This window comes from Rathayibacter sp. AY1H2 (genome assembly GCF_002931985.1).
Classification (GTDB): domain Bacteria; phylum Actinomycetota; class Actinomycetes; order Actinomycetales; family Microbacteriaceae; genus Rathayibacter.
The window spans coordinates 24,431-42,081 of sequence record NZ_PSUV01000014.1 but is presented as its reverse complement, the minus strand read 5'-3'; the positions used below and the strand labels follow the sequence as shown (position 1 = coordinate 42,081).

Genomic DNA, 17,651 nt, shown 5'->3' with positions numbered 1-17,651 from the left:
GGAGCGTCCTCCGCGTCCGCCCGGCCGAGCGCGTTCCCGCTCCGGAGGGTTCAGGCGTCTCCGGACGCCGCCTCGAGGGGCCGGCGGCGGAGGAGCTGGACGAACATGGCGTCGGTGCCGTGCCGGTGCGGCCAGAGCTGCACGTGGAGGGGGCCGTCCGGCAGCGGGAGCGGGTCCGCCGTCACCGCGCGCAGCACGGCCGGCGTGTCGACGAGCTCGAGCTCGTGCCGCTCCTGCGCGAGGGCGAGCACGCGCCGGGTCTCGCCGAGGTGCGGCGAGCAGGTCACGTAGGCCAGCAGACCGTCGGGAGCGAGAGCCCTCACCGCGGAGTCGAGCAGCTCGCCCTGGAGTGCGGCCAGCGGCTCCACGTCGGCCGCGGACTTGCGCCAGCGCGCCTCCGGCCGCCGCCGCAGCGCACCGAGACCGGTGCACGGCGCGTCGAGGAGGATGCGGTCGAACGATCCCGGCTGCTCGTCGCCCAGGTCGCGCCCGTCGCCGGTGCGCACCTCGACCGACGGGTCGACGGCGGCCAGCGCCTGCCGCACCAGGCCCGCGCGGCCCGGGACCACCTCGTTGGCGAGCAGCGCCGCCCCTCCTGCGCGCGCCTCCGCCGCGAGCAGCGCCGCCTTGCCGCCGGGTCCCGCGCACAGGTCGAGCCAGCGCTCGCCCGGGCGGACCGGCCGTGCCCGGGAGAGCGCCAGAGCGGCGAGCTGGGAGCCCTCGTCCTGCACGCGCACGCGGCCCTCGTGCACCGCGGGGAACGCCTCCGGGTCGCCGCCGGTGCTGGTCATGCCGACCGGCGAGAACCGGTCGGATTCGGCGTCGGCGATCTCGCCGGGAGACGCCAGGCCCGGCAGAGCCACCAGGTTCACCCGCGGAGCCGCGTTGTCGGCGGCGAGCAGCGCGTCGAGCTCGTCGGCCGCCCCCTCCGCCGCCAGCGCCCGTCGCAGGGCGCGCACGATCCACACGGGGTGGGAGCTCAGCGCGGCGATCCGGTCGTCGCCGGAGACCGCGGCCGCGGAGACCCGCTCGCGCCACTCGCCGGCGCTCGAGCGCGAGACCGCGCGCAGCACGGCGTTGGCGAAGGCCACCGCTCCCCGCGAGGAGCCGGCCGCGACGAGCGCGACGCTCTCGTTCACCGCGGCGTGCGGGGCCACACGGGTCGCGAGCAGCTGGTGCACGCCCAGGCGCAGCGCGTCGAGCACGGGCGCATCGATGCTCTCGACGGACCGGCCGGCCGCCAGGGCGATCACGCGGTCGTAGTAGCCGGACATCCGCAGGGTGCCGTAGCAGAGCTCGGTGGCCAGTCCCGCGTCGGCGGGCGAGAGGCCGGCGGCGCTGATCCGCGCGGGCAGGACCAGGTTGGCGTAGGCGTCCGAACCGCTCACCGCGAGCAGGACGTCGTAGGCGACCCGGCGGGCGGGAGCGGCCTCGCGCCGGGCGCTCACGCGAGCACCGTGCTCTCGCGCAGGCCGCGGGCCCACGCGGCGCCGGCCATCGGGGTCCTGCCGGCGGGCTGGACGGTGACCAGCTCCACCGCTCCGTCCGCGGTGCCGACGAGGGCGCGCCCCGAGTCGAGGCGGACGACGCCGGGAGCGAGGTCCCCCTCGGCCGCGCGGACCGCGAGCACCTTGAGGCGCGCGTCGCCCACCGCGGTCGAGGCTCCGGGCTCGGGAGTCGTTCCGCGCACGAGCGCGAGGACCCGCGCGGTCGGGAGGCTCCAGTCGATCCGGCCGTCGGCGGCGTCGAGCTTGGGAGCGGGGGTCGCCTCTCCGGTCTGCGGAGTCGCGACGGCCGTGCCCTCCTCCAGCGCGTCGACCACGCCGAGGGTGAGGCCGGCGCCGCTCGCGGCCAGCTCCGTCAGCAGCTCGCCCGCGGTGTGCTCCCCCGCGTCGACGGCGAGCTCGGCGTACACGTCACCGGCGTCGAGCTCGGCGACCAGCTGGAAGACGCTCGCGCCGATCCGCGTGTCGCCCGCCATCAGCGCCCGCTGGACGGGAGCCGCCCCGCGCCAGCGCGGCAGCAGGGAGAAGTGCAGGTTGATCCAGCCCAGGCGCGGCACCGCCAGCAGGCGCTGCCGGACGAGGCCGCCGTAGGCCACGATCACGCCGAGGTCGGGGGCGAGCTCCGCGATCCGGTCGGTCACGTCCTCGTCGAGGCGGTTCGCCCGGATCACCGGGATCCCCAGCTCCTCGGCCGCGACGGCGACCGGCGAGGGGGTGAGCACGCGCTTGCGGCCCACCGGGGCGTCCTCCCGGGTGACCACGGCCACGACCTCGTGCGCGGAGGCGGCGAGGTCGCGGAGGGTCGGAACGGCAGCGGCGGGCGTGCCGGCGAAGACGAGGCGCACGGGGGTCTCCTGGGGAGTCAGAGGATGTCGGGGTCGTCGAGACGGACCCGGAGCCGGGGGGCCGGCCGGAAGCGGCCGGGCGTGGTCGGCGGGCGACGACGGCGCGTGGCGTTGCGGATCACGGCGGAGCGGAGGCGCGCGGCCACATCCGCACCGCGAGCGTAGTCGAACCGGACGATCGCCCGGACGGAGCCGTCCTCGAGCCCGACAGGACCGAGGACCTCGTGCCGGTCGTCCTCGTCGAGCGCGTCGAGCGCCTCCTCCACCGCGTGCGCGTCGCCGCTCACCGTGGCCAGGCGCACCGCGGGCGGGAAGCGCAGAGCGCGCCGCTCCTGGAGCTCGGCCCGGAGGTACTCGGCCTGCCGCCAGGTCGCCAGGGCGGTCGCGAGCCGGCCGCCGACCCCGACCAGGAGGACCGGCGCGCCCGGGCGGGCCAGCGCCGCGGCGTTCGACCAGGTGCGGAGCGCGTCGTCGGCGACCCGCAGGCTCTCGCGGGCCAGCATCCGCTCGCCGTCCAGCAGCAGGACGGCGTGGTAGCCGCCGTCGGCCCGCGGCTCCGCCCCGCGCGTGGCCACGACGAGCGCGGGCTCGTCGGGGAGGGTGAGCACGGGGCGCTGCCCGTCGGCGACGATCACCTTGGCACCCGGGAAGGCGCGTCCGAGCTCCTCCGCGGTGCGGCCCGCGCCGAGGGAGACGAGGCGCAGAGCCGTCGCCTCGCAGACGGAGCAGGTCCAGTCGGCCGCGATCAGGCCGCACCAGCCGCAGCTCGGCCGCCCGCCCTCGGAGTGCACGCCGAGCGGACCCTGGCAGCGGTTGCAGCGTGCGACGGTCCGGCAACGGGCGCAGGCGACCACCGGCGCGTAGCCGGGGCGCGCGACCTGGACCAGCACGGGACCGGAGTCGAGGGCCTTCCGCGCCTCCCGCCAGGCGGAGGAGGGGATGCGCGCTGCCGCGTCGTGCTCGTCGGCCGCCCACTGCTGGGCGGTCGGCACGACGTGCGGGCGGCGGCTCGGCCGCGGCTCCACCTCGGTCGCGAAGCCGATCTCGACGAGCCGCTCGACCTCGACCGTGCGCGTGTTGCCGAGCAGGACGAGGCCGGCGCCGCTCTGCTCCTGCCGCACCAGGGCGACGTCGCGGGCGTGCGCGTAGGGCGCGAGCGGCTCGGCGAAGAGCGGATCGCCGTCGTCCCAGAGCGCGATCAGGCCGAGGGCGGAGGAGGGCGCGTAGAGGACGGAGCGGTTGCCGACGACGACCCGCGGCCCGGGATCGAGGCAGCGGACGAAGGCGGAGTAGCGCTCGGCGCCCTTCTGCCGCGCATCGAGGCGCACCACCGCCTCCGCGGGGACGAGGGCGGCGAGAGCGAGCTCCAGCTGCTCCTGGTCGCGGTAGTCGGGGACGGCCAGGATCGCGTCGCGGCCCGCGGCGAGCGTGTCCCGGGCGAGCTCGGCGAGCGTGACGGCCCAGCCGCCGACCCACGCGCCCGAGTCGAGCCTCACCGGAGCCGGCACGGCGCCGACCGCCAGCCGGGCCCCCTCGGCGAGTCCAACAAAGGAGGCGTCGGGGTAGCCCGTCACGCCGCCCGCCTCGACCGCGGGCGCCGCAGGAGCGGGACCCGCGGCGAGTCGCGCCTTCTCGACGCGGACGTGGCGGCGCGGCACGGCCAGGCGCAGCACGTCGCTCGCGCCCCCGGAGGCGCGGTCGGCCACCCGGCGGGCGAGGGCCCAGACCTCCGGGGTCAGCACGACGAGCGGCGAGACCAGCTCCTCGATGCCGCTGAGCGCTCCGGCGTGCTCGGTCCCCTCCCCCGTCTCGACGACGAACGCGTCGGCGATCCGGCCTCCGGTCCGCAACGGCACCCGCACGCGCACGCCGGGGACCACCTCGCCGCGCAGCGCCTCCGGCACCGCGTAGTCCAGGAGCCGGTCGAGCTGCGGGAGGGGCGAGTCCAGGAGCACGCGCGCGACGGCTCCGCTCGTCGCCATCGCCGCCGCGCCCGCTACGAGAGGCCCGCGGCGGAGCGCAGGTCGTCGACCCGGTCGAGGCGCTCCCAGGTGAAGTCGGGGAGCTCCCGGCCGAAGTGGCCGTAGGCCGCGGTCTGCGCGTAGATCGGGCGGAGCAGGTCGAGTGCGTGGATGATCGCGGCCGGGCGCAGGTCGAAGACCGAGCGGATCGCCTCGGTGATCGTCTCGTCGGAGACGGTGCCGGTGCCGAAGGTCTCGACGTAGAGGCCGACCGGGGCCGCCTTGCCGATGGCGTAGGCGACCTGCACCTCCAGCCGCGAGGCGAGCCCCGCGGCGACCGCGTTCTTGGCGACCCACCGCATGGCGTAGGCGGCCGAGCGGTCCACCTTCGACGGGTCCTTGCCCGAGAACGCGCCGCCGCCGTGGCGGGACGCTCCGCCGTAGGTGTCGACGATGATCTTGCGGCCGGTGAGCCCGGCGTCGCCCTGAGGCCCGCCGATCTCGAAGCGGCCGGTCGGGTTGATCAGCAGGCGCACGGCGGAGGAGTCGAGGTCGACCGTCTCGAGCACGGGGCGGATGACGTGCGCCGCGATGTCCGCGTGGATCGTCTCGGTGCTGACGTGCTCGGCGTGCTGGGTGGACAGGACGACGGTGTCGATGGTGGACGGCGTCGTGCCGTCGTAGCCGATGGTGACCTGGGTCTTGCCGTCGGGCCGGAGGTAGTCGAGCTCGCCCGAGTTGCGGACGGCGGCCAGGCGCTCGGCGAGGCGGTGCGAGAGCCAGCTCGGCAGCGGCATGTACTCGGGGGTCTCGTCGGTCGCGAAGCCGAACATCAGACCCTGGTCGCCCGCGCCCTGGCGGTCGAAGGCGTCCTCGCCCGCCTCGGAGGAGCGGACCTCGAGCGCCGTGTCGACGCCCGCCGCGATCTCGGGCGACTGCTGGCCGATCGAGACCGAGACGCCGCAGGAGCGGCCGTCGAAGCCCTTCTCCGAGGAGTCGTAGCCGATCTCGACGATCGTGTCGCGCACGATCTTGGGGATCTCGACGTAGCCGCTCGTGGAGACCTCGCCCGCGACGTGCACGAGCCCCGTCGTGACCAGCGTCTCGACGGCGACCCGGCTGTGCGGGTCCTCGCGGAGCAGGGCGTCGAGGATGCGGTCCGAGATCTGGTCGCAGATCTTGTCCGGGTGGCCCTCGGTGACGGACTCGGAGGTGAACAGGCGGAGGGGACCGGAGGTCATGCTTCTCTTCTCGTCCCGGCTCGTGCGGACCGGGGTCGTTCGTACCGGGAGTGGCCTGGCGGGCGCGATGCCGGGCGGCAGGCGATCGGCGCCTGGGCGGGCGGACCGGCGGGGCTAGCGCACGACCGCGTCGAGGACGCGATCGGCCACCTCCGCCTTGCTGCCCGAGGCCTCGCCAACTATATCGCCGGCCCGATCGAGGACCACGACGGCGTTGCTGTCGCTCTGGAAACCCTCGGCCCAGCCCACCCTGTTGAGGACGAGCAGGTCGCAGCCCTTGCGGGCGATCTTGGCGCGGCCGAGGGCGAGCATCGCGTCCCGGTCCGGCTCGGTCTCCGCGGCGAAGCCGACGACGATCTGCCCCTCCCGCCGGGAGGCGGAGATCTCGGCGAGGACGTCCGGGTTCTTGACGAGCTCGAGGACGAGACGGTCGCCCTGCTGCTCCTTCTTGATCTTCGCGTCGGCGACCGCGGCGGGCCGGTAGTCGGCGACGGCCGCGGCCATGATCACGACGTCCGCGCCGGGGGCCGCGGCGAGGGCGGCCTCGCGCAGCTCGAGCGCGGTGCCCACCGGGAGGACCGTGACGCCCTCCGGCGCCGGCACGTCGAGGTTCGCGGCGAGGAGGGTGACCTCCGCGCCGCGGGCCGCAGCGGCCAGCGCGAGCGCGACGCCCTGCCTGCCGCTGGAGCGGTTGCCGACGAAGCGCACCGGGTCGAGGGGCTCGCGGGTGCCGCCGGCGGTCACGAGGACGCGCACGCCCGCGAGGTCGCGGCGGGCGGAGGCGGAGCGGGCGTGGACGGCGAGGGCCTCCGCCACGATCGTCTCGGGCTCCTCCATGCGGCCGGGGCCCGAGTCGGCGCCGGTGAGGCGGCCGACCGCGGGGCCGACGACGTGCACGCCGCGGGAGCGGAGCACCGCCGTGTTCGCGACGGTGGCGGCGTTCGCCCACATCTCGGTGTGCATCGCGGGGGCGACCACGAGCGGGGCGGTGCTCGCGAGCACCGTGTTGCCGAGCAGGTCGTCGGCGAGGCCGGCGGCGAGCTTGGCGAGCGTGTGCGCCGTCGCGGGCGCGATCACGATGAGGTCGGCGGCCTGGCCGATGGCCACGTGCCGGACCTCGGCGACGCCCTCGTAGAGCTCGGTGTGCACCGGGTTCCGCGAGATGGCCTCGAGGGTGGGCTTGCCGACGAAGCGCAGCGCGGCCTCGGTCGCGACGACGTGCACGTCGTGCTCCGCGAGGACCAGCGCGCGGACGACTCCGACGGCCTTGTACGCGGCGATGCCGCCGGTGATGCCGACGACGACGTTGAGCCGTCGGCCGGCCTCGAGAGAGGAGCCCACCCGGAGGGGACTACTCGGCGAGGGGCTTGGCGACGAGCTTGTCCTCGTTGATCTCGTGCAGTGCGACCGAGAGGGGCTTGTCGTCGATGGTGGAGTCGACCAGCGGGCCGACGTTGTCGAACAGGCTGCCCTCGTGGAGGTCGGCGTAGTAGTCGTTGATCTGGCGGGCGCGCTTGGAGGCGAAGATCACCAGCGCGTACTTGGAGTCGACCTTCGAGAGGAGCTCGTCGATGGGCGGGTCGATGATGCCGAGGTTGTTGGCCATGGGTGTCTCCTTGCAGGCGCATCAGCGCCGATCTGCGGCTCCGGAGCAACACGGCGCGCGGGCTCCGAGGGGCGTGTGCCCGGTGGGACCCGGGGCGTCGGCCCGGAGGTGGTCGGTGGCCCGGTGTCAGCGGCCCGGGTCAGCGGGCGCGCCGTCGGCACGAGGCGACATCAATTCTACGACCTCGCGGGCCGCTTCGGGCACGGTGCTGTTGACGACGGCGAAATCGAACTCGTCCTGCGCGGCCAGCTCCACCTTCGCGGTGGCCAGGCGGCGCTCCTGCTCCTCCGCGCTCTCGGTGCCGCGGCCGACCAGCCGGCGGACCAGCTCGTCCCAGGTCGGCGGCAGGAGGAAGACCAGCCGCGCGTCCGGCATCCGCTCGCGCACCTGGCGGGCACCCTGGATGTCGATCTCGAGCATCACCTGCCGGCCCTGCTCCAGGGCGGCGTCGATGGGGCCGCGGGGCGTGCCGTAGCGGTGAGCGTTGTGGACGACGGCGTACTCGAGGAACTCCCCCGCCGCGACCATCCGGTCGAACTCGGCGTCGTCGATGAAGTAGTAGCTGACGCCGTCCACCTCGCCCGGACGCGGGGCCCGGGTGGTGGCCGAGACCGAGAGCAGGACGTCCGGGTAGTTCTCGCGGATGTAGGTCGACACGGTGCCCTTGCCGACCGCGGTCGGACCGGCGAGGACGAGCAGGCGGTTGCGGCCGGGGCGGCGCTGCCGCGACTCCCGCTCCTCGAGGAACGACGCCAGGCCCCCGACCTGGCGCCGGCCGAGCCCGCCGAGGCGCTTCGACTCGGCGATCCGCAGCTGGTCCATCACCCGGGGCGTCTTCACCACGCCGAGTGCGGGCACGGCGCGGAGCAGCTCGCTCACGCGCATCCGCCCCTCGACTCCGAGCGGCTCGGCCTGGGCCGCCGCGAGCACGGCGGTCGCGGGGCGGCGTCCGGCGGCGACGGCCTTCTTGACGGCGGCGCGGGCACGGCGCGCCGCGATCGCGGCCTCGGAGGCGGCGCGCCGGTCGACCTCGGGCGGCGAGGGACGGCGCACGGCCTCCGGGCGCGAGGAGGCGCCGGGATCGGGGCTGACGGTTTCAGCGGACAAGGGTCTCCTGGATGTCGGTCGCGCGGCGGGTGATCTCGGCCGCGATCCCCGAGGGGCCGGCGCCGAGCACGCTGCGCGACTCGCTGACGATGGTGGCGGCGCTCAGCGCGCCGAACAGCCGCTGCGCGTCCGCGACGGCTGCGCCCTGGTGGCCGAAGCCGGGCGCGAGCACCGGAAGTGCGGGGTGCAGCGGCTCGTCGATGCCGATGCCGAAGTCGCCCAGGGCGACAGTGGCGCCGAGCACCACGCCGACCGAGCCGATCGACGCGCGAGCGTGAGCGTCGTTCCAGGATGCCACGTCCGCCACGACCGCGCGTGCCACGGTGGATCCCGCCCGGCCGCCGTCCTGCACGAGGGCGCGCTGCACGGGGCGGGCCTCGGGGTTGGAGGTGGCTGCGAGGACGAACACGCCCTTGCCCGCCTCCTCGGCGAGGGTCAGCATCCCCTCGAGGGAGCCGAGCCCCTGGTAGGCCGCCGCGGTCATGGCGTCCGCCTCGAGCGGCGAGCCGGGCCGGAGCCACGCCTCGGCGTAGGCGGTGACGCTCGTGCCGATGTCGCCGCGCTTGACGTCGGCGATCACCAGCAGTCCGGCCTCGCGGGCGTCGGCGAGCACGCGCTCGAGCGCGGCGTAGCCCGCCGAGCCGTGCCGCTCGAAGAACGCGATCTGCGGCTTCACCACGCCCGCACGGCCGGTCGCCGCCTCGACGACCGTTCGGCCGAAGCTCTCGAGCCCGGCCGCGTCGTCGGCGAGGCCCCACGCGTCGAGCAGGTACGCGTGCGGGTCGATCCCGACGCAGAGCCGGCCGTGCGCGGCGAACGCCGCCTCGAGGCGCGAGCCGAAGGAGGCGGTGCCCGCCGCGCCGCCGCTCACGCGGTGCGCTCCGCGCGGCGCAGGGCGTAGTCCTGCAGGCTCGTCACCTCGAAGGGCTCGTTCGCCGCGTCGAGCGAGGCGACCGCCGCCGCGAGCTGGGCGATCGTGGTGAACAGCGGCTTGTCCGCGGCGACCGCGGCGGCGCGGATCTCGTAGCCGTCGGCGCGGGTCGCTCCTCCGCTGGGCGTGTTGATCACCACGTCGACCTCGTCGCGGGCGATCAGCTCGACGATGGAGGGCGCGTCGCCCTCGGCGGTCTCGCTGTACTTGCGGACCACGCGGGCCTGGATCCCGTTGCGGTTCAGCACCTCGGCCGTGCCCTCGGTCGCGAGGATGTCGAAGCCGAGCTGACGCAGGCGCAGCGCGGGCAGGACGATCGAGCGCTTGTCGCGGTCGGCGACCGAGATGAAGACGGTCCCGCTCGCCGGCATGCCGCCGTACGCGGCGTCCTGGCTCTTCGCGAAGGCGCGCGGGAAGTCGCGGTCGATCCCCATGACCTCGCCGGTGGAGCGCATCTCGGGCCCGAGCAGCGAGTCGACGATCTGGCCCTCCTTGGTGCGGAAGCGCTTGAACGGCAGGACCGCCTCCTTCACCGCGATGGGAGAGTCCATCGGGACGTCGGAGCCGTCGCGCTCGGGCAGCAGGCCCTCGGCCTTCAGCGCGGCGATGGTCTCGCCCACCATCAGGCGCGACGCGGCCTTCGCGAGCGGGATGCCCAGCGCCTTCGACACGAACGGCACGGTGCGCGAGGCCCGGGGGTTCGCCTCGAGCACGTAGAGCACGCCCTGGCCGATCGCGAACTGGACGTTCAGCAGTCCTCGGACGCCGACGCCCTGCGCGATCGCAAGGGTCGCCTCCCGCACCTGGTCGATCTGGCGGCGGCCGAGCGTCACCGGCGGGAGCGTGCACGCCGAGTCGCCGGAGTGGATGCCGGCCTCCTCGATGTGCTCCATCACTCCTCCGATGTAGAGCTGCTCGCCGTCGAAGAGCGCGTCGACGTCGATCTCGATCGCGTCGTCGAGGAAGCGGTCCACCAGCAGCGGGTGCGCCTCGTCGATGATCCCCTCGCCGGCCATCCGCTCGAAGTAGTCCTCGAGCTGGGGCGTGCCGTAGACGATCTCCATGCCGCGCCCGCCGAGGACGAACGACGGACGGACGAGGACCGGGTAGCCGATCTCCACCGCGACCTCACGGGCGCCGTCGAGGTCGGTCGCGGTGCCGTTGCGCGGAGCGAGAAGCCCCGCCTCGTCGAGGATCCGCGAGAACGCGCCGCGCTCCTCCGCGAGGTCGATGTTCGCTGGGGTGGTGCCGAGGATGGGCACGCCGGCCGCCTCGAGGCCCGCGGCGAGCCCGAGCGCCGTCTGGCCGCCCAGCTGCACGACGACGCCGACGAGCTCGCCGGACTGCGACTCCGCGTGGATGACCTCGAGCACGTCCTCGAGAGTCAGCGGCTCGAAGTAGAGGCGGTCCGAGGTGTCGTAGTCGGTCGAGACCGTCTCGGGGTTGCAGTTGATCATGATCGTCTCGAAGCCCGCGTCCGAGAGCGCGAACGAGGCGTGCACGCAGGAGTAGTCGAACTCGACCCCCTGGCCGATGCGGTTGGGGCCGGAGCCCAGGATGACGACCTTGCGGCGGTCGGCGGCGACGACCTCCGTCTCCTCGTCGTACGAGGAGTAGTGGTACGGCGTGAGCGCCGGGAACTCACCCGCGCAGGTGTCGACGGTCTTGTAGACCGGGCGCACGTCCAGCGCGTAGCGGGTGCGGCGGACCTCCGCCTCGTCGAGCCCGCGGAGCTCGGCGATCTGCGCGTCCGAGAAGCCGTGGTCCTTCGCCAGGCGGAGGAGTCCGCCGTCGAGGCCGTCGTGCTCGCGCACCAGGTCGGCGATCTCGTTGATCAGCACGATCTGGTCGAGGAACCAGGGGTCGATCTTCGTGGACTCGAACGCCTGCTCGACCGTGGCTCCCAGGCGCAGCGCCTGCTGCACGGTGACGATGCGGCCGTCGGTCGGGGTCCTCGCGATCTCGAGCAGCTCCTCGACCGAGCGCTCCTGCGCGCCCCAGTGGAACGACGAGCCGCGCTTCTCGAGCGAGCGGAGCGCCTTCTGCAGCGCCTGCGCGTAGTTGCGGCCGATCGCCATCGCCTCGCCCACCGACTTCATGGTCGTGGTCAGCGTCTTGTCGGCGGCCGGGAACTTCTCGAACGCGAACCGCGGGACCTTCACGACCACGTAGTCCAGCGTCGGCTCGAAGCTCGCCGGCGTCACCTTGGTGATGTCGTTCGGGATCTCGTCCAGGCGGTAGCCGATGGCGAGCTTCGCGGCGATCTTGGCGATCGGGAAGCCGGTCGCCTTGGAGGCGAGGGCGGAGGAGCGGGAGACGCGCGGGTTCATCTCGATCACGATGATCCGGCCGTCCGCCGGGTCGATCGCGAACTGGATGTTGCAGCCGCCGGTGTCCACGCCCACGTCGCGGATGATCCGGATGCCGATGTCGCGCAGCTTCTGGTACTCGCGGTCGGTGAGGGTCAGCGCCGGTGCGACGGTGATCGAGTCGCCCGTGTGCACGCCGACGGGGTCGACGTTCTCGATCGAGCAGACGACCACCGTGTTGTCGGCCGTGTCGCGCATGAGCTCGAGCTCGTACTCCTTCCAGCCGAGGATCGACTCCTCCAGGAGCACCTCGGTGGTGGGGCTCTGGTGCAGGCCGTCGCCGACCATCCGCACCAGCTCCTCGCGGGTGTAGGCGAAGCCGGAGCCCAGGCCGCCCATGGTGAACGACGGGCGGATGACGAGGGGATAGCCCAGGTCCTCGGCGTACTCGATCGCCTCGTCGACGGTGTGCGCGATGTAGGACTTCGCGACGTCGGCGCCCGCGTCCAGCACCAGCTGCTTGAAGATCTGCCGGTCCTCGCCGCGGTTGATCGCCTCGAAGCTCGCGCCGATGAGCTCGACGCCGTACTTCTCGAGGATCCCGAGGTCGTGCAGCTGGATGGCCGCGTTCAGGGCCGTCTGCCCGCCGAGGGTCGGCAGGATCGCGTCCGGCTTCTCCTTGGCGATGATCGCCTCGATCGCCTTGGGCGTGATCGGCTCCACGTAGGTGGCGTCGGCGAAGTCGGGATCGGTCATGATCGTCGCCGGGTTGGAGTTGACGAGGATCACGCGCACCCCCTCGGCGCGCAGCACGCGGCAGGCCTGGGTGCCGGAGTAGTCGAACTCGACGGCCTGTCCGATGACGATCGGGCCGGAGCCGATGACCAGGACGCTCTGGATGTCTTCCCTGCGCGGCATTACTTCTGCTCTCCGATGCTGCTGGTCGTGGGGATGTCGGTGGGCTCCGAGGCCCCGCGCCCGGCCGTGCGCTGCACGACCATCTCGCGGAAGCGGTCGAAGAGGTGGTTGGAGTCGTGCGGGCCGGCCGCCGCCTCCGGGTGGTACTGCACCGAGAAGGCGGGGATGTCGAGGCAGCGCAGGCCCTCCACGACCGAGTCGTTGAGGGAGTAGTGGCTGACCTCGACGCGGCCGAAGCCCTCGGGCGAGTCCAGCTCGCCCTCGATCGGCGCGTCCACGGCGAACCCGTGGTTCTGCGAGGTGATCTCCACGCGGCCGGTGAGCTTGTCGAGCACGGGCTGGTTGATCCCGCGGTGGCCGAACGAGAGCTTGTAGGTGCCGAAGCCGAGAGCGCGCCCCAGCAGCTGGTTGCCGAAGCAGATGCCGAAGAACGGCAGGTCGGCGCGCAGGGTGGTGCGCAGCAGCTCGACGTGGCGGTCCGAGGCCTCGGGGTCGCCGGGGCCGTTGGAGAAGAAGAGCGCGGACGGGTCGAGCGCGAGCACCTGCTCGGCGGTCACCGACTCGGGCAGCACGTGCACGTCGAAGCCGCGCTCCGCGAGGTAGTTGACCGTCGAGGTCTTCACCCCCAGGTCGATGACCGCGACCGAGCCGACGCGCTCGCCGCGGGCGGGCACCGTGTACTGCTCGTCGGTCGAGACCGAGGAGGAGAGGTTGAGCCCCTGCATCTGCCGGCCGCCGAGGACCAGCGCGAGCTGCTCCTCCTCGGGGAGGGCGAGGTCCTCGCCGGAGAACACGCCGGCGCGCATCGAGCCGGCCGAGCGGATGTGGCGGGTGATCGCCCGGGTGTCGACGCCGGAGATCCCGACGATGCCGTCGGTCTCCAGGTCGTCGCCGAGGGAGCGCTGCGCGCGGAAGTTGGAGACGACGCGGGAGGGGTCGCGGACGACGTAGCCGGCGACCCAGATGCGGCGCGACTCCATGTCCTCGTCGTTGGTCCCGGTGTTGCCGATGTGGGGCGCGGTCTGCACGACGATCTGGCCGGCGTAGCTCGGGTCGGTCAGCGTCTCCTGGTACCCGGTCATGCCGGTGGCGAAGACGATCTCGCCCAGGGTGCGGCCTCGGGCGCCGTAGGCCTGTCCCCGGAATCGTCGTCCGTCCTCGAGGACGAGGACGGCGGTGGGTTCGGTGCTGAGGCGTGTCGTTGGCACGGACTAGGAGCCCTTCTGGGTCGTGTCGGGGCCGCCGTCGGCGGCTCCGGGGTGGGAGGGGGAGGAACGGAGGCCGGCGAGGCGCTGCAGCTCGGCGACCAGGTGCGCCCGGAGGGCGGGCTCGGCCACGCGGAGGTAGCTGTCGACGGTCTCGTCGCCGCGGGGCGACCAGGAGATCACGAGCAGGCCGCCCTCCTCGACGACGCGGTCGATCACGTAGCTGCCCTGGCCCGCTCCGCGCAGGAGGGAGGCCGGGATCACCGTCTCGCGCTCGCCGACGGGGGCGATCACGACGCCGCGCTCGTGGAGGCGCAGCACAGCGTTGCCGCGGAAGCCGAGCCCCGGCAGCACGACGCGCTCGAGCGGCTGCTCGAAGCGGGTCGTGGCCACGTACGGGAGGTCGACGCGCTCGACCTCGGCGCCCAGCGAGGACGCGGGCACGGGCTCCGGCGCGAGGGCGGCCGAGCGGCGGCGCCGCGCGCGCCAGGAGAGCAGCATGCCGACGAAGACGAGGACGACGACCGCGGCGATGACGATCGTGATCGCGGCCCTATCCACGGGAGGCCTTCGCGGAGGCGGCGACGACCGCCGCGTCGACGAGCTCGCCGTCCAGCACGGTCGGGAAGCCCCGGTGGAGGGTGGCGACGACGCGGCCCGGCAGCTCGCGACCGAGGTACGGGGAGTTGCCGCTGCGGCCGCGCAGGTCCTCGACGGAGAAGCGGCGTCGCGCCTCCGGGTCGTAGAGCACGACGTTCGCGGCGGCCCCGACGGCGAGGCCGCGGTCGTAGCCGTCGAGCCGGCCGATGCGGGCGGGGGCGGAGGAGAGCACGCGCGCGACGTCGGACCAGCTCATCCGCCCGTCCTCGACGACGGCGGCGTGCACCACGCTCAGCGCGCTCTCGAGGCCGACCATGCCGAACGCCGCGGCGTCCCACTCGCAGTCCTTCGCCTCGACCGGGTGCGGCGCGTGGTCGGTGGCGACGATGTCGATGGTGCCGTCGGCGAGGGCCTCGCGGAGGGCGAGCACGTCCTCGTCGCGGCGCAGCGGCGGGTTCACCTTGAAGCGGGCGTCGTAGCTCGGCCCGTCCTGGCCGGCGACGGCCTGCTCGGTGAGGAGCAGGTGGTGGGGGGTGACCTCGGCGGTCACGTCGATCCCCCGGGCCTTCGCCCAGCGGATGACGTCGACCGAGCCCGCGGTCGAGACGTGGCAGACGTGCAGGCGGGAGCCCACGTGCTCGGCGAGGAGCACGTCGCGGGCGATGATCGCCTCCTCGGCCACGGCGGGCCAGCCCTGCAGGCCGAGGGCGCTGGAGACGGCGCCCTCGTTCATCTGCGCGCCCACGGTGAGCCGCGGCTCCTGCGCGTGCTGGGCGACGACTCCGTCGAACGCCTTGACGTACTCGAGAGCGCGGCGCATCAGCAGCGCGTCCGAGACGCACTTCCCGTCGTCCGAGAAGACCCGCACGGCCGCGCGGCTGCGGGCCATCGCGCCGAGCTCGGCGAGCGACTCCCCCGCCAGACCCACGGTCACCGCGCCGATCGGGCGGACCGTCGCGTAGCCGGCGTCCTCGCCCAGGCTCTGCACCTGCTCGACCACGCCCGCGGTGTCCTGCACCGGCGAGGTGTTCGCCATCGCGAAGACGGCGGTGAAGCCTCCGGCGGCCGCAGCTCGCGTGCCGGTGAGGATCGTCTCGCTCTGCTCGAACCCCGGCTCGCGCAGGTGGGTGTGCAGGTCGACCAGGCCGGGCAGCGCCAGCAGGCCGTCGGCGTCGATCACGCGGGCCCCGCGCGAGTCGAGGTCGGCGCCGATCTCGACGATCACGCCCCCGTCGATCAGCAGGTCGGCGGTCGACTCGTCGGCGAGCGTCGCTCCCGAGATCAGGATCCGCTCCGGCGCCGTGCTCTGAAGCGGCTGGGCAGTGCTCATCAGTGGACCTCCCGTTCGCCGGACAGCAGCAGGTAGAGCGCGGCCATCCGGACGGACACTCCGTTCGTGACCTGTTCGAGCACCGTGGAGCGGCTCGAATCGGCGGCCGCCGAGGAGATCTCGACGCCCCTGTTCATGGGTCCGGGGTGCATGACGATGGTATCGGGACCCAGCCGGGCGAGCCGCTCGTCGTCGAGGCCCCAGATCCGCGCGTACTCCCGGCCGTTGGGGAAGAACCCGCTCGACATCCGCTCGAGCTGGATGCGCAGGAGCATCACGACGTCGGGGAGCCCGGTGTCGATCGCCTCGTCCAGATCGAAGCGGATGGTCGCGGGCCAGTCGCGCGTGTCGACCGGCACGAGGGTCGGCGGTGCGACCAGGGTCACCTCGGCGCCCAGGGCCGTCAGCAGCCAGACGTTCGAGCGCGCCACCCGCGAGTGCAGGACGTCGCCCACGATCGTGACCGCGACGCCGTCGAGGCTCTTGCCGCGGGACGCGGAGGCGCCGTGCAGGCGCCGGCGGATGGTGAACGCGTCCAGGAGCGCCTGGGTCGGGTGCTCGTGGGTCCCGTCGCCGGCGTTGAGGATCGACGCGTCGATCCAGCCGCTCGCCGCCAGAACCGCGGGGGCTCCGGAGGCGCTGTGGCGGATGACCACGCCGTCGGCGCCCATCGCGGCGAGGGTCTGCGCGGTGTCCTTCAGGCTCTCGCCCTTGGAGACGCTGGAGCCCTTCGCGCTGAAGTTGATGACGTCGGCCGAGAGCCGCTTCGCCGCCGCCTCGAACGAGATCCGCGTGCGGGTGGAGTCCTCGAAGAAGAGATTGACCACGGTCTTCCCGCGCAGGGTCGGCAGCTTCTTGACCTCGCGGTTCTGCACGTCCGCCATGTCCTCGGCGATGTCGAGGAGTGCGATCGCGCTCGCGCGGTCGAGGTCCCGGGTCGAGAGCAGGTGCTTCACGGAGCCGTCTCCTCGCCGGTGGCCTGCGACTCGATCGCGACCAGGTCCTCACCGTCCGTCTCGACGAGCCGGACGTTGATCCGCTCGCTCAGGCTGCTCGGCAGGTTCTTGCCGACGAAGTCCGCCCGGATCGGGAGCTCGCGGTGTCCGCGGTCGACCAGCGCGGCCAGCCGCACGGCTCGCGGACGGCCGATGTCGCTGAGGGCGTCCAGGGCGGCGCGGATGGTGCGGCCCGAGAAGAGGACGTCGTCGACGAGGACCACGGTCCGGCCGTCGATGCTCGCGGGGACGGCGGTGCGCGCGGGGGTGCGGACCGGGTGCCGGGAGAGGTCGTCGCGGTACATCGTCACGTCGAGGGAGCCGGCGAAGACGGGGGGACCGTCCGGCTCGATCCGCGCGATCGTCTCGGCGATGCGCCTCGCGAGGGCGACGCCGCGCGTCGGGATGCCGAGGACGACCAGCGACTCGGGGCCGCGGTTCGACTCGAGGATCTCGTGGGCGATGCGCGTGAGCGCTCGCGTGATGTCAGCGCCGTTGAGCACGATTCGTGCCGTCACACCGACCTCCTTCCCCGCCTCACAGGACGGCTGTTAAAGGAAAAGCCGTGTCGAGTATAGGGGCCGACGCGCTGCCCGCCGGACGGGCAGCCCGGGAACGACCTCGGCCCGCCCGATCACGGGGATCCGGCGGGCCGAGCAGGTCTCCGGGGCGGGTCAGGCCGTCGTGCGGGACTCCGCGACGGAGGCGAGGAGCCCGTTGATGAAGCCCGCCGAGTCGTCGGTCGACAGCGACGTGGCGGCCTCGACGGCCTCCGAGATGGCGACGCCGTCGGGCACCGCGTCGTTGTGCAGGATCTCCCACACCCCGATCCGGAGGATCGCGCGGTCGACCAGCGGCATGCGCGAGAGTGTCCAGCCCTGGGCGAGCCGGGCGATCAGCTCGTCGATCTCGTCGGCGTGGTCGATGACCCCGTCGACGATCTCGCGGGCGTAGAGCCACGAGGCCTCACGGGCCGGCTCGTTCGCCGCTCGCTCGGCCTCGGCGCGCAGCGACTGGGCGAAGCTGATCTGCCGGACGTCGGCGTTGTAGAGGATGTCGAGGGCGCGCTTGCGCGCCTTCGTGCGAGCACTCACGGGA

Annotated in this window: 15 protein-coding genes; all 15 read right to left on the bottom strand. The window is 73.7% G+C overall.

Going from position 1 to position 17,651, the window contains the following annotated elements:
* Positions 1 to 50: 50 nt before the first annotated feature.
* Complete coding sequence (locus C5C29_RS11280) at positions 51 to 1,448, bottom strand: RsmB/NOP family class I SAM-dependent RNA methyltransferase (protein ID WP_258069492.1); 1,398 nt, start codon at positions 1,446 to 1,448, stop codon at positions 51 to 53.
* A complete protein-coding gene (locus tag C5C29_RS11275; RefSeq protein ID WP_104308397.1) occupies positions 1,445 to 2,350 on the bottom strand; it encodes a methionyl-tRNA formyltransferase in 906 nt (301 codons plus the stop codon). The genes C5C29_RS11280 and C5C29_RS11275 overlap by 4 nt, the downstream gene beginning before the upstream one ends.
* A 17-nt stretch (positions 2,351 to 2,367) precedes the next feature.
* Positions 2,368 to 4,332 carry a hypothetical protein gene (locus C5C29_RS11270; RefSeq protein WP_104225316.1) on the bottom strand — a complete coding sequence of 655 codons (1,965 nt, stop codon included), beginning with the start codon at positions 4,330 to 4,332 and terminating at the stop codon, positions 2,368 to 2,370.
* Between the two features lie 14 nt (positions 4,333 to 4,346).
* Positions 4,347 to 5,552, bottom strand: coding sequence for a methionine adenosyltransferase (metK, locus tag C5C29_RS11265; RefSeq protein ID WP_104308396.1), 1,206 nt, complete (start codon positions 5,550 to 5,552; stop codon positions 4,347 to 4,349).
* 114 nt (positions 5,553 to 5,666) lie between these two features.
* Positions 5,667 to 6,893 (bottom strand): bifunctional phosphopantothenoylcysteine decarboxylase/phosphopantothenate--cysteine ligase CoaBC, encoded by a 1,227-nt coding sequence (gene coaBC, locus C5C29_RS11260; protein WP_104237507.1) that lies wholly within the window; start codon positions 6,891 to 6,893, stop codon positions 5,667 to 5,669.
* Between the two features lie 10 nt (positions 6,894 to 6,903).
* Positions 6,904 to 7,158 (bottom strand): DNA-directed RNA polymerase subunit omega, encoded by a 255-nt coding sequence (rpoZ, locus tag C5C29_RS11255; protein WP_104221835.1) that lies wholly within the window; start codon positions 7,156 to 7,158, stop codon positions 6,904 to 6,906.
* A gap of 126 nt (positions 7,159 to 7,284) precedes the next feature.
* Positions 7,285 to 8,211: a guanylate kinase gene (gene gmk / locus C5C29_RS11250; RefSeq protein WP_181128819.1), complete on the bottom strand. Its 927-nt coding sequence runs from the start codon at positions 8,209 to 8,211 to the stop codon at positions 7,285 to 7,287.
* A 43-nt stretch (positions 8,212 to 8,254) separates the two neighbouring features.
* Positions 8,255 to 9,136, bottom strand: a complete 882-nt coding sequence (gene pyrF / locus C5C29_RS11245; RefSeq protein WP_104308394.1) for an orotidine-5'-phosphate decarboxylase — start codon at positions 9,134 to 9,136, stop codon at positions 8,255 to 8,257.
* Positions 9,133 to 12,423: a carbamoyl-phosphate synthase large subunit gene (gene carB / locus C5C29_RS11240; RefSeq protein WP_104308393.1), complete on the bottom strand. Its 3,291-nt coding sequence runs from the start codon at positions 12,421 to 12,423 to the stop codon at positions 9,133 to 9,135. Before carB ends, pyrF begins: the two co-directional genes overlap by 4 nt.
* Positions 12,423 to 13,631: a glutamine-hydrolyzing carbamoyl-phosphate synthase small subunit gene (gene carA / locus C5C29_RS11235; protein WP_104308392.1), complete on the bottom strand. Its 1,209-nt coding sequence runs from the start codon at positions 13,629 to 13,631 to the stop codon at positions 12,423 to 12,425. The genes carB and carA overlap by 1 nt, the downstream gene beginning before the upstream one ends.
* A gap of 3 nt (positions 13,632 to 13,634) precedes the next feature.
* The gene (locus C5C29_RS11230) at positions 13,635 to 14,189 is read right to left on the bottom strand and encodes a hypothetical protein (protein WP_104225322.1); all 555 of its coding nucleotides are present in this window, start codon (positions 14,187 to 14,189) and stop codon (positions 13,635 to 13,637) included.
* Entirely contained in the window at positions 14,182 to 15,558 is a 1,377-nt protein-coding gene (locus C5C29_RS11225; RefSeq protein ID WP_104224748.1) for a dihydroorotase, read from the bottom strand. Before C5C29_RS11225 ends, C5C29_RS11230 begins: the two co-directional genes overlap by 8 nt.
* Complete coding sequence (locus tag C5C29_RS11220; RefSeq protein WP_104224749.1) at positions 15,558 to 16,514, bottom strand: aspartate carbamoyltransferase catalytic subunit; 957 nt, start codon at positions 16,512 to 16,514, stop codon at positions 15,558 to 15,560. Before C5C29_RS11220 ends, C5C29_RS11225 begins: the two co-directional genes overlap by 1 nt.
* Positions 16,511 to 17,071 carry a bifunctional pyr operon transcriptional regulator/uracil phosphoribosyltransferase PyrR gene (gene pyrR, locus C5C29_RS11215; protein WP_104224750.1) on the bottom strand — a complete coding sequence of 187 codons (561 nt, stop codon included), beginning with the start codon at positions 17,069 to 17,071 and terminating at the stop codon, positions 16,511 to 16,513. The genes C5C29_RS11220 and pyrR overlap by 4 nt, the downstream gene beginning before the upstream one ends.
* Positions 17,072 to 17,227: 156 nt before the next feature.
* On the bottom strand, positions 17,228 to 17,647 hold the full coding sequence (nusB, locus tag C5C29_RS11210) for a transcription antitermination factor NusB (protein ID WP_104224751.1): 420 nt from the start codon (positions 17,645 to 17,647) through the stop codon (positions 17,228 to 17,230).
* Positions 17,648 to 17,651 lie beyond the last annotated feature (4 nt).

What these genes read in the sequence shown, in the direction of transcription:
- rpoZ (WP_104221835.1), bottom strand. Translation starts at nt 7,158, where the DNA reads ATGGCCAACAACCTCGGCATCATCGACCCGCCCATCGACGAGCTCCTC.
- C5C29_RS11270 (WP_104225316.1), bottom strand. Translation starts at nt 4,332, where the DNA reads ATGGCGACGAGCGGAGCCGTCGCGCGCGTGCTCCTGGACTCGCCCCTC.
- carB (WP_104308393.1), bottom strand. Translation starts at nt 12,423, where the DNA reads ATGCCGCGCAGGGAAGACATCCAGAGCGTCCTGGTCATCGGCTCCGGC.
- C5C29_RS11225 (WP_104224748.1), bottom strand. Translation starts at nt 15,558, where the DNA reads ATGAGCACTGCCCAGCCGCTTCAGAGCACGGCGCCGGAGCGGATCCTG.
- metK (WP_104308396.1), bottom strand. Translation starts at nt 5,552, where the DNA reads ATGACCTCCGGTCCCCTCCGCCTGTTCACCTCCGAGTCCGTCACCGAG.